The sequence below is a fragment of the Dactylosporangium sp. NPDC000521 genome, assembly GCF_042898305.1.
Taxonomy (GTDB): Bacteria; Actinomycetota; Actinomycetes; order Mycobacteriales; family Micromonosporaceae; genus Dactylosporangium.
Map to the genome: position 1 here is coordinate 217780 of NZ_JBIAYW010000005.1, position 14315 is coordinate 232094.

Below are 14315 nucleotides of genomic sequence, written 5' to 3' on the forward strand. Positions count from 1 at the left end.
GCTATTTCGTTAGGCACCTGACAATATTGTCAGGTGCCTAACGAAATAGCCGTCCACGAGCTGGATGCTCCGGGCGCCTGGGCGAAGAAGTACTTCCTCGCCAGCCGGGCTCTGATGGAATCCGTGCTCCGCCCATACGATCTCGGGAATACCCAGTGGTACGTGCTGTACCGGCTCAGTGCCCGCCGGCCGGTCGGCCAGCGGGCACTCGCGCGTGAACTCGAGGTCGAACGGGCGACCCTCAGCGCCGTGATCGCAGCGCTCGTGCGCAAAGGGCTGATCGAACAGACGCCCGACCCGGACGACCAGCGTCAGAAGCTGCTGCACATCACGCCGGCCGGCGTGAACCTGTGGAACTCGCTCCCCGATCCGATGGCGTTGATCGCGGAGGTCGCCTTCGGCGGGGTCGACCCCGCGGACATCGAGACCATGAATCGCGTCCTCAGCGGCGCGACCAGACGACTCATCGACTACAGGAAAGAGAGCGGATCGTGACGATTCTCGTGACCGGCGGAACGGGCCTGGTCGGCCCCCGCCTGCTCGGGCGACTCACCGCGGCGGGTGTCGAGTGCCGTGCCCTCGTCCGTCCTGGAAAAGAAGTCCCCGAAGGCGTGCAACGCGCCGAGGGTGACATCCTCAGCCCCGGCTCCCTGCCGGCAGCGGTCACAGGCGTCACCGCGGTCATCCACCTGGCCGCCGTCTTCCGCACCCGCGACAACGACCAGATCTGGACCGTCAACCGTGACGGCACCCGCAACCTGATCGCCGCCGTCGAACAGCACGCGCCGGAGGCCCGGTTCCTGCTGGCCAGCACCTCCAATGTCTACGATGCCGACAGCGCGCACCCCGGGCGTGAGGATGACCCCGTCGCGCCGACGCTCGCCTACCCCGCCAGCAAGATCGAAGCCGAGCGGCTGCTCCGCGCCAGCGGGCTCACCTGGGGCATCCTGCGGCTCCCCTTCATCTACGGCGACCAGGACGGGCACCTCGAATCGTTGCCCGAACTCGCGGCCGGCATGGGGTGGCACCCGGCACAGAGGCTGAGCGTCGTCCACCACGCCGACATCGCCACGGCGTTCGCCCTGGCCCTCACGGGCGCGTTCGACAACCGCACGGTCAACATCGCCGACGAGTCACCCCTGAGCATCTACGAGATGTCCCAGATTGTCGGCTACTCCTACAGCTCCTCCGCCGAACCGCTCAGCCAGCCGTGGAAGGGGCAGATGGATGTCAGCCTCGCCCGCAGCCTCGGCTTCACACCGACGATCAGCACCATCCACGAGGCCGTCCGCAACGGCGCGCTCTGACTCGCAGATCAGCTCAACCAGGCCACGACCGACACCCACGACCTGGAGATCCGGATCCGGGTCCAGGCGCTGCGCCGCGCCGACGCCACCGTCCACGCGCGACCACATCACCCGCCGCACCACCGAAGGCCGCACCCCCAACGAGATTTTCCGCAGCCTCAAGCGATACGCCGCCCGAGGCCTCTACCGATACCTCGAAACCAACACCACCACTCGACAAGAACCCTTCACAGATCGAGAGAAGGACCACCGCGGAGGGCGACCACCGGATGGGCGCGGATGTGCGATCCTGCCGCGCGGCGGCGCTGGCAGTGCGAGCGCAGCGAGCATTGGGGGGTCCGGGGTGAGAATCCCCCGGCGGGACCCGCCGCGCCAGCGGTGGGGCGGCGAGCTGCAGCCGAAGGCTGCTGGCGGGAAACAGTATGGGCTGACTGGTATATATTGATGATTGGCGATTTAACCTAGCCTGAGCGGCATGGTCAGACGCAGATTCGCCACCGTGCTGCTCGCCATTGCGGCGCTGGTCGGCGTCCAGTTGGTCGGCGCGGCTCCCGCGTACGCGGCCACCCGTACCCTCTACTACGACGCGAGCCAGGCGCAGGAGTTCGTGGCCGTGGTCAACCAGGCGGCCACCCTCTGGAACGGCAAGGTCAGCAACGTCCGGCTGGTCCCGGTCACCGCCGGCCGGACGCCCGACATCCGGGTCTACGCCGACAACGGGTGGCCCCGGACGTACACGACGAGTCTCGGCAACGGGCGCTGGTACATGGGGCGTGAGGCGGTCAACGACGGCTACTACCAGCTGCGGATCGCCACGCACGAGTTCGGGCACATCCTTGGCCTGCCGGACCGGCGGACCGGGCTGTGCTCGGACCTCATGTCGGGCAGCAGCGCGCCGGTGTCCTGCACCAACGCCAACCCGAGCACGGCCGAGGCGGCGCAGGTCCAGCGCAACTTCGCCTCGGCGGCGGCGGTACAGGTCGAGGAAGTGCTCTTCGTGGGCTGAACGATCGAAGATCGAGAGCCTAGGATGTGCCTGGGCTCTCGATCTTTTCCGCGGAGGTGTGCGTGCTGGCGAGGTTCCTGCAGGTCTGGCTCGGCGCGTGGCCTCCACCGGACCAGGGGATCACGGTCGTCGGGCACCCGGCGCGGGACAAGCCCCGCTGGGACGGCGCCGAGCAGCTCATGCTCGGGGTGACCGACGCCGAGGGGCACGGGGTGCTTTCCGTGCCGCCCGCGCACCGGGACGAGGTCGCGGCGCTGCTGACGCGGATGCCCCTCGAAGACCTCCTGACGCGGCTGCCGGGGCTGCTGGGGCGCCCGGAGCAGGTGTGCTTCACCGGGGTGTTCCGCTGGTCGCAGGCGCCGGCCGAGCTGCCCGGCGCGGGGGAGTGGGAGCCGGCCGACGGCCCGGGCATCCCCGACTGGCTGCGGCCGTTCCCGGGTGAGGTGCTGATCGCCCGCGACGCCGGCGGCGCCTACCTGGCCGGGGTCGGGCTGAAGCCGCACGACGTCTCCGGCGTCGAGATCTCCGTCGGCACCGACGAGCGGGCCCGCGGCCAGGGCCTGGCCCGGCGGCTCGTCGCCAAGGCCGCCCGGCGGATCGTGGCGGGCGGGGCGGTCGCCACCTACCTGCACGACCCGGCGAACACGGCCAGCGCCCACGTCGCCGACGCCGCCGGCTTCCCGGACCACGGCTGGAAGATCCACGCGATGGCCGGCGCGGCCTGAGGCGGGAACATTTCCGCGGCAAAGGGGTCAGTGTCGCGCCGCCGGAGTCGATGAGTGCGGTATGTTTCCCCCTTCCGGCGCAGTGCATGTCGGACGTCAGCCGATCTTCGACCGGCACGGTGACGTCCACGGCTACGAGTTGCTCTTCCGCGGCGACGCCGGGGCGGTGGAGGCCGACGAGCGTGGCGCGTACGCCACCAGCCGCGTCCTCATCACCGCCTTCACGGAGATCGGGATCGAGCCCCTGTGCGGGCGCGGCCTGTGCTTCGTCAACCTCACCCGCGAGTTCCTCGTCGGCGACCTGCCCCTGCCGTTCGACCACGAGCAGGTCGTCCTGGAGATCCTCGAGACCGTCACGATCGACGACGTCGTGGTGGAGGCCGTCGGGAAGCTCGTCGCGCAGGGGTTCCGCATCGCGCTGGACGACTACGTGTTCGGGCTGGGGCACGAGCCGCTGCTCGAACTGGCCGCGTACGTGAAGATCGACGTGCTCGAGACACCCCCGGACGATCTCGTCGCGACCGTGGAGCGCTGCCGCAAGTACCCGGGCCTCACCCTCGTCGCGGAGCGCCTGGAGACGCAGGAGCAGCTGGAGCGCACCAGGGCGCTCGGGTTCGACCTCTTCCAGGGGTACGTGCTGGGCCGCCCCCAGGTCGTCTCCACCACCGCGCTGTCGCCGTCGCGGCTGGCCCGGGTCGAGCTGCTCAGCCTCCTCGTCGGCCCCAGCATCCCGCTGAACCGGGTCGTCGGCCTCGTCACCAGCGACCCCGCGCTCAGCCTGCGGCTCATGGCGGCCGCCAACGCCGACGCGCTCGGCCTGCCGGTGAAGGTGTCCTCCGTCCACGAGGCGGTGCTGCTGCTCGGGGTCGACCGGCTCCGCGACTGGGCCACGCTGATGCTGGTCAGCGACCTCGACGACCCCGGCGCGTCACAGTTGAGCGGCGCGATCACCCGGGCCCGCATGTGCCAGAACATCGCCGAGCGGATGGAGGTGCCACCGGAGCCCGCGTTCACCGTCGGTCTCGTCTCCGCCGTCGCCGAGCTGCTCGGCCAGCGCGCCGCCGAGCTGGCGATGCGCCTGTCGCTCAGCCATGAGGTGACCGACGCCCTCGTGGAGGGGGCCGGGCCGCTCGGGGAGCTGCTGTCGCTCGTCGCCGCGTACGAGGCGTCCGACCTGCCGATGCTGCTGGCCGCGCCGCTGCCCGTGGAGGAGACCGCCCTGGCCTACCTGGACGCCGTCGCGTACACCGGCCACATCATCGCGCCCCGGACGCGCCCCGCAACGTCGTAAAACGCGCAAGCCGCGCCGGAAGCTGCCGATAGGCGGACGTGGACAGCACGCGACCCGTACACATCGGCCGGCAGGCGCTCTACGACAGGCACGGCCACGTCGCCGCCTACGAGCTGCTGTTCCGCGACGGCCCGGAAGCGATGCACGCCGCGGTCCGCGACAGCGCCGCGACGAGCCGGGTCATCGTGGAGGCGTTCACCGCGTTCGGGATCACCGAGCTCGTCGGCGACCGGCGCTGCTTCATCAACCTGACCCGCGAGTTCGTCGTGGGGGAGCTGCCGCTGCCGTTCCCGCCGGGATCGGTCGGGCTGGAGCTGATGGCGGACGTCGCCGTCGACGACGAGGTGCTCGACGGCGTCGGGCGGCTGGTCGAGCAGGGGCACCGCATCGCGGTCGACGACTTCGCCGGCGACGCGTCCCGGGCCAGGCTCCTGCCGTTCGCGCACTACGTGAAGGTCAACATGCTCGCCGGCGACCGGCGCGCGATCGGCGCGATCGTCGGCCAGTGCCGCCGGTTCCCGCGGATCCGGCTCGTCGCCCAGCGGGTCGAGACGCAGGAGCTGCTCGAGCTGGCGCGCAAGCTGCAGTTCCAGCTCTTCCAGGGCCACGTGCTGAGCCGGCCGCACCTCATCACCACGCACACGCTGAGCCCGTCGCGGCTGGCCCGGATGCGGCTGCTCGCCGAGCTCGCCGCCGACGAGGTCGACCTCGACCGGGCGGTGGCCACCATCGAGCGCGACCCGGCGCTCGCCGTCCGCGTCCTCCGCGGCGTCAACGCCGCCTCCAACGGCCTGCCGCAGCCGGTCTCCTCGATCTTCCAGGCCGTGGTCCTGCTGGGCATCCCGCAGGTGCGGCAGTGGGCGACGCTGATGATGGTCGCCGACCTCGCCGACGGCGACGAGGCGCAGCTCACCGACGCGGTCCTGCGGGCCCGCATGTGCCAGACGCTCGCCGAGCGGCGTGGTGCGCCCGGCCCGGCGGCGTTCACGGCCGGCCTCCTGTCGGCGATCGGCGACCTGCTCGGCCGCCCCGCCAGCGAGCTCACCGACCAGCTGCCGCTCACCGAGGACGTCACGGAGGCCGTCGTGCACGGCCGCGGGCAGCTGGGTGCGGTGCTGACGGAGGTCCGCACCTACCAGCGGGACGCCGCGACCGCCGTGGTCCCCGACCTCGCCGAGGACATGCTGTCGGCGCTGCGCTGGACGAACGCGTCGCTCGCCGAACCGGACAGGGAGGACACCGCGGCGCGCGGGGTCTGACCCGAGGTGCGCGCGGATCAGCGCGGTGCGAAGATCATCCGCGATGAGGCGACTGCACGCGTTGGACTGGGTCGGGATCGGGCTGTTCGCCGCCGGTGCGGCCGCGGTCGCGTCAGGCCTGCTGCCGGTGGCCGAGGCGGAGGCGACGGTGCGGCGGATCACGCCGCTGCTGGCGTTCCTCGGGGCGGTGATCGTCCTGGCGGAGCTGACGGCGCGGGCCGAGGTGTTCGACGTGCTCGCCGACCGCCTCGCCACCCTCGCCCGCGGGCGGACCGTCGCGCTCTTCGGCGTCTGCGTCGGGTTCGCGGCGCTGACCACCGTCACCCTCAACCTCGACACGACCGCCGTGCTGCTCACGCCGGTCATGCTGGCCCTCGCGCGGCGCCTCGACCTGCCGCCGCTGCCCCTCGCCGTGACCACCGTATGGCTGGCCAACACGGCGAGCCTCCTGCTGCCCGTGTCCAACCTGACGAACCTCCTCGCCGCCGGACGGGTCGGGCTCGGGCCCGTCGCGTTCGCGGGACGGATGTGGCTGCCGCAGCTGGCGGCGATCGGCGTCACCGCGTTGGCGTTGTGGCTCTCGTACTGGCGGCGCACGGCCCCGCGGTTCGCGCCGCCTCCGGCGCACCGGCCCCGGGACCCACTGCTGTTCCGGGTCGCACTCGGCGCGTGCCTGGTGTTCGTGGCGGGCGTGCTGCTCGAGGTGCCCCTGTGGCTGGCGTCGGGGGCGGCCGCGGTCGTGGTCGCCGGCGCGTTCGCGCTGCGGGACCGCGCGGCGCTGCGTCCGGGCCTGCTGCCGTGGCGGCTGCTGGTCTTCGTGACGGGCATGTTCCTGGTCGTCGAGACGCTCGGCGCGCACGGCCTGGACCGGTTCGCCGCCACGCTGATCGGGCCGCACGGCGGGGCGGTGGGCGCCTTCCGCTCCGCCGCCACCGGGATGGGCCTCGCCAACGCCGTCAACAACCTTCCCGCGTACATCGCCGGAGAACGCGGCATCGAGGCGGGACACCGCACGCAGCTGCTCGCCCTGCTCGTCGGCGTCAACGTCGGTCCGCTCGCCATGCCGTGGGCGTCCCTCGCGACGCTGCTGTGGTGGGAGCGCTGCCGCGCGGGTGGCGTGCGGGTGCCGCCGCTGCGGTTCCTGCTGACCGGGGCGGCCGTCGCGGTCGTGGGCACCGGCCTCGCCACCGCGGCCCTATTGGTGTGATTGTGCGGTTACGCTAAGTGACATGATGCTGCGGGGGTACCTGGTGGCCGCTGGGACCTGCGTCGCACTGTCGTTCCTGGTGCCTGACGGCACCTGGTGGCAGGTCGCGGTGCAGGTGCTCACCGGATACCTGGCGGTCACGGCGATCGTCGCGGGCGCCCTGCGGCACCGCGGCACCGCCCGGGCCGCCTGGCTGGCGTTCGCCGCCGGGGTCTGGGGCAACGCGACCGGCATCCTCGTCGAGGCCTACAGCTTCCACGTCAACGCCGAGTACGAGTCGCCGGGCCTGCCCGACGCCGGCTACCTGTCGCTGTACCCGGGGCTCGCGATCGGCCTGGTCCTGCTCATCCGCCGCCGGTCCGAAGGGCACGACTGGGGCGCGCTCGTCGACGCCACCACCGTCACCACCGGCCTCGGCCTGCTCGCGTGGGTGTTCATGATCCGCCCGGCGATCGACCAGACCGACCTGTCACCCCTGGCGCACCTCACCGGCGTCGCGTACCCGGTCGGCGACGTGCTCGTCCTGGCGATGCTGACCCGCCTGCTGCTCGGCGGCGGCGCCCGGAGCGCCGCGTTCCGCCTGATGAGCGGCTCGGCCTTCCTCTTCCTGGCGGGCGACGTCACCTGGGCGGTGCTCAACACGATCGGCGTGGAGCCCGGCCCCGCCGCGCACCGCCTCATCGGGGCGGTGTTCCTCCTCGCGTACGTCCTCGTCGGCTACGCCGCGCTGCACCGCTCCGCCGCCCAGATCGGCGAGACCGCCGGCCCGCCGCCGAAGCTCGGCCCCGGCCTGCTCGTGCTGCTCACCCTCGCGTCGCTGATGGCCCCGCTGCTGCTGCTCGGCCAGATCGCCGCCGGCGAGGTCACCGACGCGCTGCCGATCGCGATCTGCTCCATCGTGCTGTTCCTGCTGGTCGTCATTCGCATGGCGCAGCTGCTGCGGCAACTGGAGGCGCAGACCGCCCGGGTCCGTGAGCTGTCGCGCACCGACGAGCTCACCGGCCTGCCCAACCGGCGGGCCTGGGGCGCCGAACTGCCCGCCGCCCTCGAGCGGGCCCGCCGCGACGGCGCCGGGCTGGCCGTCGTCATGATCGACCTCGACCACTTCAAGCGCTTCAACGACGAGTACGGTCACCCCGCCGGCGACCGGCTGCTGAAGTCCGCCGCCGCGGCCTGGTCCGGGCAGCTGCGCGGCACCGACCACCTGGCCCGCTACGGCGGCGAGGAGTTCATCGCGCTGCTTCCCGGCGCGGACACCGCCGAGTCGGTGGAGGTGCTGCGGCGGCTCATGGCCGCGACGCCGCTGGGCCAGACGTTCTCCGCCGGCCTCGCCCAGTGGAACGGCGTGGAGACCTCCGACGAGCTCGTCGCGCGTGCCGACGCCGCCCTGTACGACGCCAAGCGCGCCGGCCGGAACCGGGTCGAGGTCGCCGCCGCGCAGCCCGGCACCTCCGCTCAGCCCGGTGCCGCCGCGCAGCCCAGCACCTCCACTCAGCCCGGTGCCGCCGCGCAGCCCGGTGCCTCCGCTCAGCCTTCTACCGACGCCCGGCTCACGCCGAGGTAGACCGTCTGCCGGCGGTGGTCGATGCGCTGCACGGCGTCGACCGGCAGCGTCACCGGCGCGCCGCTGCGGGCCTTCACGACGAGGCGGCCGGTGTCGTACGTGCCGCGGTCGATCGTGCCCACGGGACCGTCGACGGCCTCGACCGCGTAGCCGACCAGTACGCCTGCCGGCCGCACCCTGGTGATCATCCCCGCCTCCTTCTCGTGGACAGCAACGACCTTCTACCCTGATCGGTGCGCGGCCACGCATTCCGGTCACCTTCCACGTTTGCGTCGCCGCCGGATCGGCTATGTTGCACGCCATGCGTGGATGGCCGCTCGGGCTGCTGGTGTGGCTGCTTCTCCTCGGCGCCGCGGAAGCCTTCGCCGCCACCCGGGTCTGGCAGTTCTTCGTGCAGACCGAGCACGGCCAGTTGCTGGACTACGTCGCCATCACCGGCAACAGCATCGGCCGTGCCCGCGTCGAGACGATCGTCGACCGCGTCCTCAACGGCATCTCCGTGCTCTCCCTCACCGTCGCCACCGTGACGGTCGGCTTCATCGCCCTCATCCGCCGCCGGGTCGCCCTCGCCGTCGGCGCCGTCCTGCTCATCGGCGGCGCCAACGTCACCACCCAGGTCATCAAGGCCCTGCTCACCCGTCCCGACCTCGGCGTCGACCTGGAGCGCGCCGGCGTGGGCAACAGCCTGCCGAGCGGCCACACCACGATCGCCGCCTCCGTCGCCGTCGCCTTCGTCCTGGTCCTGCCGGCGAAGGCCCGCGCCACCGGCGCCCTGATCGCGGCCGGCTTCGCCGCCTTCGCCGGCGTCGCGACCCTCTCCGCCGGCTGGCACCGCCCCAGCGACGCCGTCGCCGCCCTGCTCGTCGTCGGCGCCTGGGCCGCGTTCGCCAGCGTCTTCATCGTCCTCGTCCAGCGCCGCCACGGCGGCGTCACGTACGGCGCTCCCAGCACGTACGCCACCGTCTTCCTCACCCTCATCTCCCTGGGCCTGCTGCTCGGCGCCGCGACCGCCCTCTACCTGACCGACCAGGCCCTGGACGTCGCCGTCGACGACCTGAGCCGCCGGCGCCTCTTCGCCGCCTACGCGGGCGGCGCCCTGGGCATCGCTGGCACCGCCGGCCTCATCGTCGCCGCGGTCCTGTTCACCGTGCACCGCGTGGTCCCGCAGCTCGTCCCGCCCCTCGACGACGACGCCCTCCCCGCGCCGCCGGGCGACCCGATCGCCGAGCAGGTCACCGTCCGCCTCCCCACCGAGGAGCCGACCACCCAGCGCCTCGGCGGCCATCCGGACGATCCGACCGTCAAGCTCCCGGGCTAGGATCGCTCCATCGAGCAGGGCCTGGGCCGGCCCGTGCCGGCGGACCTGCGGGACCTGCTGGCGGAGACCGACGGCCTGCGCGGCGAGTGGGGCCTCGACGTGATCTGGCCGGCCGCCCGGATCCTGGCCGGCAACCAGCAGTTCCGGACCTTCGAGGACTTCGCCGAGCTCTACGCCCCGTTCGACGGCCTGCTGTTCTTCGGGGACAACGGCGGCGGCGACCAGTTCGCCTACCTCGCCGACGCCCCCACCGAGGGCATCTTCGTCTGGGAACACGAGACCGACACCCGCCGCAGAGTGGCCGGCGGCGGGGGCGTGTCGGGTGATCGGCCGGTCCGCAACCGTTCGGAACCCGTTTGGGGTGTGGCACTGCTCCCGTACAAGCGTTGAGTTGTGGTCAGCGGCACACACGGGGGAACAGCACTGGGAGGCAGACATGATCGGCACCGTCACGGAGTTCATCGCGGAAGCTGTCTTCGCCTCAGACCTGCAGCCGTCACGGCCCGTCACCGTCGCTGAGGCGTGGGCCGCGGTGACCGCCGCGGTCACCCGCTTCGGCGCGCAGGGGTGTGTCGACGTCCTGGCCCGGGAGTACGGGGAGCGCCCGGAGACGGCCGCGCCGCGGATGCGGTTCGCCCGGGAGCTGGCCGCCACCCTGACGCCCGCGACCGCCCTGGCCGGCTGAGCGGAGCCGGGTCGCGGCGGGTCAGGCGGGTCAGGCGGGTGGAAGCGTGACGGCGATCTCGTCGCCGAGGGTGGCGCCGTGCTGGAGGTCGAGGTCGTCGCCGCTCCAGAACTTGCCGGGGTCGTACCAGTTGGCGCGGCGGCCTTTGGGCAGCAGGCCCATCTCCTCGTAGGTGACGGCGACCACCTCGGCGCAGTAGGCGGTCTCGAGCGAGGAGTCGTTGCGCTTGCGGATGTTCGGGACACGGCCGGAGAACCAGCGGCCGGCGAGGCGGGCGGTGGACGGGAACGGGGTGCCGTCGAGGCGGGCGATGGTGCGCAGCACCGCTTCCTCCATCGCGGGCGACACGTCGTAGTGCAGCTGGCGGAGCCAGGGGCGCTGGCCGTACCGGCGGCCCCAGACCAGCACTGCGTCGCGCAGGTCGTGGAGCTGGACGCCGCGCTGGTGGCCGCCGGTCCACATGTCGGGCAGGGACTTGCCCAGCTCGGCGTGCCACATGAGGGGCGGGAGGTCGTCCAGGACGACGGCCATGCCGACGTGGTTGACCGGGCTGTTGGTGAGCGTCTGGATCGCCCGGTCGGCCTTGGAGCGGCCGCGGAACACCCAGAGGTCGCCGGTCCGGGTCATCCGGACGGCGTCGTCGAGATCGATGGCTCCCTGCACGACCAGTACCCTAGATGCCCATGAAGGCGAAGTGGTGGAAGGTCCTCGGTCTGGCCGGCGTGGTGGGTGTCGCGGCGACCGGGGTGGTGGTCGCGCGGGCTGAGCGCAAGCGACGGGCCTACACGCCTGAGCAGATCCGGGCGAAGCTGCAGGAGCGGCACGCGGTCGCGCAGGGCGGAACGAGTCGCGGGTCACGTACCAGTGACACGTGAGGTCACTTAGGGTAGGTGGGGTGCAGTCAATGACTTCCCAGAGCGACCCGGTGCGGGTCCTGTTCCTCGAAAACATCCACCCCGTCGCCGTCGAGCGGATGCGGTCCGAGGGATATGTGGTCGAGACCCTCGGGCGCGCGCTCGACGAGGACGAGCTGATCGCCAAGCTCTCCGAAGGGGTTCACCTGCTGGGCATCCGATCCAAGACGCAGGTGTCGGCCGCGGCCCTGGCCGCCGCGCCGCACCTGCGGGCGATCGGCGCGTTCTGCATCGGCACCGACCAGATCGACCTGCGGGCCGCGGCCGAGTCCGGGATCGCCGTCTTCAACGCGCCGTTCTCCAACACCCGTAGCGTCGTCGAGCTCGCCGTCGCCGAGATCATCGCGCTGACCCGGCGGCTCACCGAGAAGAACGCCGGGATGCACAACGGCATCTGGGACAAGGACGCGGAGGGCTCCCACGAGGTCCGCGGCCGGTCGATCGGCATCGTCGGCTACGGCAACATCGGCACCCAGCTGTCCGTGCTCGCCGAGAACCTCGGCCTCAAGGTGTACTTCTTCGACACCGCCGACAAGCTGGCCCTGGGCAACGCGCAGCGCTGCGCCACGCTCGACGAGCTGCTGGAGCTCTCCGACATCGTCACCCTGCACGTCGACGGCCGGCCGGGCAACAGCGGGTTCTTCGGCGAGGATCAGTTCGCCAGGATGCGCCCGCGCAGCATCTTCCTCAACCTGAGCCGCGGCTTCGTCATCGACCACGAGGCGCTGCGCAAGCACCTGGAGAACGGGCACCTCGCCGGCGCGGCCGTCGACGTCTTCCCGAAGGAGCCGAAGGCGAAGGGCGACGAGTTCCAGTCCGCGCTGCGCGGGCTGCCCAACGTCATCCTCACCCCGCACATCGGCGGCTCCACCGAGGAGGCGCAGTCGGACATCGGCTCGTTCGTGGCGGAGAAGCTGCACAAGTACGTGCAGGAGGGCTCCACCACGCTCAGCGTCAACCTGCCGTCGCTCAACCTGCAGCAGGCGCCCGGCACCCACCGCATCGCGCTGCTGCACCACAACGTCCCGGGCGTGCTCGCCGACGTCAACAGCATCCTCGCGAGCCACAAGGTCAACGTGGAGGGCCAGATCCTGGCCACCCGTGGCGAGTTCGGCTACCTGCTGTCCGACATCGCGATCGACTACCCGGCGGAGATCCTCGCCCAGCTGTCCAACATGGCCACCACGGTCCAGCTGCGCGTGCTCTCCTGACCGAGCCGGACACGCGACTGACTCAGCCGCACAAGCGACTGACCGAGACGCACGCCGTCGCCCGCCTCACGTCCGCGTGAGGCGGGCGACGGCGCCGGTCTCTAGAGCGGTCCAGACGGTGCCGTCGGGGGCGACCGTGATGCCGTGCGGTTCGGCGTCCGGGACCGGCAGGTCGTAGGCGGTGACGGCGCCGTCCGCGGTGATGTGGCCGATGCGGTTGCCCGCCCATTCGGTGAACCAGCAGCCGCCGGCGGGGTCGGCGGTGATCGCGTGCGGCCGGCCGGTCCGGTCCGGGAGCGGGAACTCGGTGATCGTGCCGTCCGTGGTGATGCGGCCGATCTGGCCGGCGGCGATCTCCGTGAACCAGACGGTGCCGTCGGCGGCGGTGGTGATGCCGACCGCGGCGGCGTCCGGCGTCGGCAGCGGGTGGATCGTCAGCGCACCGGCCGGCCCGACCTGAGCCACCGCACCGGCCTGGTTCAGCGTGCACCAGGCCGAGCCGCCGGCGACCGTCACCATCGACGGCATCGACCCCTCCGGCAGCGGCGTCGTCGCGACAGATCCGTCGTCCTTGATGAACCCGATGTGTGGCGGCTGCATCGAGGTGTACGAGTAGCCCTGGCCCGGGCCGGCGGCGATGCCGTACGTCCCCGGCACTCCCGGCAGCGGCGTCAGCGACGCGTCGCCCGAGGTGGAGATCCGCCCCACCGCGCCGGTGCGCAGCAGCGAGAACCGGAGCTCGGGCGTGATCAGCGCGGGCCCGTCACCCGGCAGCTCGAACCGGGTCGCGGTGCCGTCCCACGCGATACGCACGACCGCACCGGCGTGGATCAATGTGCACCACAGCGCGCCGTCGGGGCCGGTGGTGATGCCGTACGGGCCGTCACCCGGTCCGGCGATCGTGAACACGTCCATGAAGATCCAGTTTACCCGTATGGGAACGAAAGAATTCTTCGCGATCGAAGCTCGTCATAGCGCTGCTGACCTCGTAATTCGGATCGGGCGCGGCAGGACCGATCCGTTTCAAGGCTGTTAAAAAGTCGTACGGGATTGAAGTGTGTCGTGACCAACCGCTACGGTGCTGTGCGGACTCGGTCACGGAGCATTCATTCACGGGGGACGACTGTGCGGCACCAGCGGGAATGGCACGCGGTTGTTGGCTGACCGTATGCGCCGGGAGCCGCTCGCCGACGACTTCTTCCGGCTCTGCCATGACGACCGCAGCGGGACTCTGCGGCTTTCCGACGACGCCACCCGGATCGGTCTCGCCTCCGCGCTGATCGGCGAGCTGGGCTGGGCCGGCATCCTCACCGTCGAGGACGGATTGCTGTTCGTGCGCAGCGGGTCGACGCCCGGCGACTCCGTCGCGCACGCGGTCCTGGACGACATCCGCGGCGAGCGCACGCCCCGCGACGTGCGCACATGGCTGTCCTACCTGTCGATGGAGGCCTATGAACGGGTCGCCCGCAGGATGGTTGCCGGGAATCATGTCATCCCCCAGGAAGGCCGGCGGTTGCTGCGCCGCTTCACGTTCTATCAGCCGACCGACACGAACGAGTTCGTGTGGCCGAGAGTGCGGCTGGGGACAGCATTGGCGCAGCGCAGGCCGGTCGACCAGATCGACGTCCACCTGCTGGGTATCGCCGATGCGACGGGCCTTCTGCCGAGCATTCTCGACGGTGGTGGTCAGGCCGCGTACGCATACTTCGACCACCTCATCCAGCAGTCGCATGCGGATGTGCAGACCCTCATCCAGGAAACGAGGGTCGTCATCGGCAACAAGGTGATGAACGGACGCTGAAACACCCCCCACCCGCTTCCCCGGAGG

At 71.6% G+C, this 14315-nt stretch carries 16 protein-coding genes and 1 pseudogene; 14 read left to right on the top strand and 3 right to left on the bottom strand.

The window, feature by feature from the left end; all coding sequences use genetic code 11:
* The first annotated feature begins 33 nt into the window (after positions 1-33).
* The 8 genes from ACFY3L_RS18985 (at position 34) to ACFY3L_RS19020 (ending at position 8359) form a co-directional block, all read left to right on the top strand.
* Positions 34-495, top strand: a complete 462-nt coding sequence (locus ACFY3L_RS18985) for a MarR family winged helix-turn-helix transcriptional regulator (protein WP_389325133.1) — start codon at positions 34-36, stop codon at positions 493-495.
* Entirely contained in the window at positions 492-1307 is an 816-nt protein-coding gene (locus tag ACFY3L_RS18990) for an NAD-dependent epimerase/dehydratase family protein (protein WP_389325136.1), read from the top strand. The genes ACFY3L_RS18985 and ACFY3L_RS18990 overlap by 4 nt, the downstream gene beginning before the upstream one ends.
* A gap of 475 nt (positions 1308-1782) precedes the next feature.
* Entirely contained in the window at positions 1783-2313 is a 531-nt protein-coding gene (locus ACFY3L_RS18995; RefSeq protein ID WP_389325139.1) for a snapalysin family zinc-dependent metalloprotease, read from the top strand.
* Between the two features lie 62 nt (positions 2314-2375).
* Positions 2376-3038 carry a GNAT family N-acetyltransferase gene (locus ACFY3L_RS19000; protein ID WP_389325142.1) on the top strand — a complete coding sequence of 221 codons (663 nt, stop codon included), beginning with the start codon at positions 2376-2378 and terminating at the stop codon, positions 3036-3038.
* 82 nt (positions 3039-3120) lie between these two features.
* Positions 3121-4329, top strand: coding sequence for an EAL and HDOD domain-containing protein (locus ACFY3L_RS19005; protein WP_389325145.1), 1209 nt, complete (start codon positions 3121-3123; stop codon positions 4327-4329).
* A 38-nt stretch (positions 4330-4367) separates the two neighbouring features.
* Positions 4368-5588: an EAL and HDOD domain-containing protein gene (locus ACFY3L_RS19010; RefSeq protein WP_389325148.1), complete on the top strand. Its 1221-nt coding sequence runs from the start codon at positions 4368-4370 to the stop codon at positions 5586-5588.
* 43 nt (positions 5589-5631) lie between these two features.
* Positions 5632-6795, top strand: a complete 1164-nt coding sequence (locus ACFY3L_RS19015; RefSeq protein WP_389325151.1) for an SLC13 family permease — start codon at positions 5632-5634, stop codon at positions 6793-6795.
* A gap of 22 nt (positions 6796-6817) precedes the next feature.
* Complete coding sequence (locus tag ACFY3L_RS19020; RefSeq protein WP_389325154.1) at positions 6818-8359, top strand: diguanylate cyclase; 1542 nt, start codon at positions 6818-6820, stop codon at positions 8357-8359.
* On the opposite strand, the gene ACFY3L_RS19025 is transcribed toward ACFY3L_RS19020, so the two are convergent.
* Entirely contained in the window at positions 8323-8547 is a 225-nt protein-coding gene (locus tag ACFY3L_RS19025) for a hypothetical protein (RefSeq protein ID WP_389325157.1), read from the bottom strand. The genes ACFY3L_RS19020 and ACFY3L_RS19025 overlap by 37 nt on opposite strands.
* Positions 8548-8648: 101 nt before the next feature.
* Between ACFY3L_RS19025 and ACFY3L_RS19030 the strand changes: the two are divergent.
* The 3 genes and pseudogenes from ACFY3L_RS19030 to ACFY3L_RS19040 all read left to right on the top strand — a co-directional run.
* Positions 8649-9527 (top strand): annotated as a pseudogene (locus tag ACFY3L_RS19030) (phosphatase PAP2 family protein); the annotation flags it as partial.
* Positions 9528-9686: 159 nt separating this feature from the next.
* The gene (locus ACFY3L_RS19035) at positions 9687-10067 is read left to right on the top strand and encodes an SMI1/KNR4 family protein (RefSeq protein ID WP_389326079.1); all 381 of its coding nucleotides are present in this window, start codon (positions 9687-9689) and stop codon (positions 10065-10067) included.
* Positions 10068-10113: 46 nt separating this feature from the next.
* On the top strand, positions 10114-10362 hold the full coding sequence (locus ACFY3L_RS19040; protein WP_389325160.1) for a hypothetical protein: 249 nt from the start codon (positions 10114-10116) through the stop codon (positions 10360-10362).
* 30 nt (positions 10363-10392) lie between these two features.
* On the opposite strand, the gene ACFY3L_RS19045 is transcribed toward ACFY3L_RS19040, so the two are convergent.
* On the bottom strand, positions 10393-10989 hold the full coding sequence (locus ACFY3L_RS19045; RefSeq protein ID WP_389326082.1) for a hypothetical protein: 597 nt from the start codon (positions 10987-10989) through the stop codon (positions 10393-10395).
* Positions 10990-11045: 56 nt separating this feature from the next.
* On the opposite strand from ACFY3L_RS19045, the gene ACFY3L_RS19050 reads away from it, so the two are divergent.
* Positions 11046-11237, top strand: a complete 192-nt coding sequence (locus ACFY3L_RS19050; RefSeq protein WP_389325163.1) for a hypothetical protein — start codon at positions 11046-11048, stop codon at positions 11235-11237.
* A 29-nt stretch (positions 11238-11266) separates the two neighbouring features.
* On the top strand, positions 11267-12487 hold the full coding sequence (serA, locus tag ACFY3L_RS19055) for a phosphoglycerate dehydrogenase (protein ID WP_389325166.1): 1221 nt from the start codon (positions 11267-11269) through the stop codon (positions 12485-12487).
* Positions 12488-12553: 66 nt separating this feature from the next.
* Here serA and ACFY3L_RS19060 read toward each other — a convergent pair whose 3' ends face one another.
* On the bottom strand, positions 12554-13402 hold the full coding sequence (locus tag ACFY3L_RS19060) for a virginiamycin B lyase (protein ID WP_389325169.1): 849 nt from the start codon (positions 13400-13402) through the stop codon (positions 12554-12556).
* Between the two features lie 253 nt (positions 13403-13655).
* On the opposite strand from ACFY3L_RS19060, the gene ACFY3L_RS19065 reads away from it, so the two are divergent.
* Positions 13656-14288 (top strand): GPP34 family phosphoprotein, encoded by a 633-nt coding sequence (locus ACFY3L_RS19065; RefSeq protein ID WP_389325172.1) that lies wholly within the window; start codon positions 13656-13658, stop codon positions 14286-14288.
* The last annotated feature ends 27 nt before the right edge of the window (positions 14289-14315 follow it).

What these genes read in the sequence shown, in the direction of transcription:
- ACFY3L_RS18995 (WP_389325139.1), top strand. Translation starts at nt 1,783, where the DNA reads ATGGTCAGACGCAGATTCGCCACCGTGCTGCTCGCCATTGCGGCGCTG.
- ACFY3L_RS19015 (WP_389325151.1), top strand. Translation starts at nt 5,632, where the DNA reads ATGAGGCGACTGCACGCGTTGGACTGGGTCGGGATCGGGCTGTTCGCC.
- ACFY3L_RS19020 (WP_389325154.1), top strand. Translation starts at nt 6,818, where the DNA reads ATGATGCTGCGGGGGTACCTGGTGGCCGCTGGGACCTGCGTCGCACTG.
- ACFY3L_RS19025 (WP_389325157.1), bottom strand. Translation starts at nt 8,547, where the DNA reads ATGATCACCAGGGTGCGGCCGGCAGGCGTACTGGTCGGCTACGCGGTC.
- ACFY3L_RS19040 (WP_389325160.1), top strand. Translation starts at nt 10,114, where the DNA reads ATGATCGGCACCGTCACGGAGTTCATCGCGGAAGCTGTCTTCGCCTCA.
- ACFY3L_RS19045 (WP_389326082.1), bottom strand. Translation starts at nt 10,989, where the DNA reads ATGACCCGGACCGGCGACCTCTGGGTGTTCCGCGGCCGCTCCAAGGCC.
- ACFY3L_RS19050 (WP_389325163.1), top strand. Translation starts at nt 11,046, where the DNA reads ATGAAGGCGAAGTGGTGGAAGGTCCTCGGTCTGGCCGGCGTGGTGGGT.
- serA (WP_389325166.1), top strand. Translation starts at nt 11,267, where the DNA reads ATGACTTCCCAGAGCGACCCGGTGCGGGTCCTGTTCCTCGAAAACATC.
- ACFY3L_RS19060 (WP_389325169.1), bottom strand. Translation starts at nt 13,402, where the DNA reads ATGGACGTGTTCACGATCGCCGGACCGGGTGACGGCCCGTACGGCATC.
- ACFY3L_RS19065 (WP_389325172.1), top strand. Translation starts at nt 13,656, where the DNA reads ATGCGCCGGGAGCCGCTCGCCGACGACTTCTTCCGGCTCTGCCATGAC.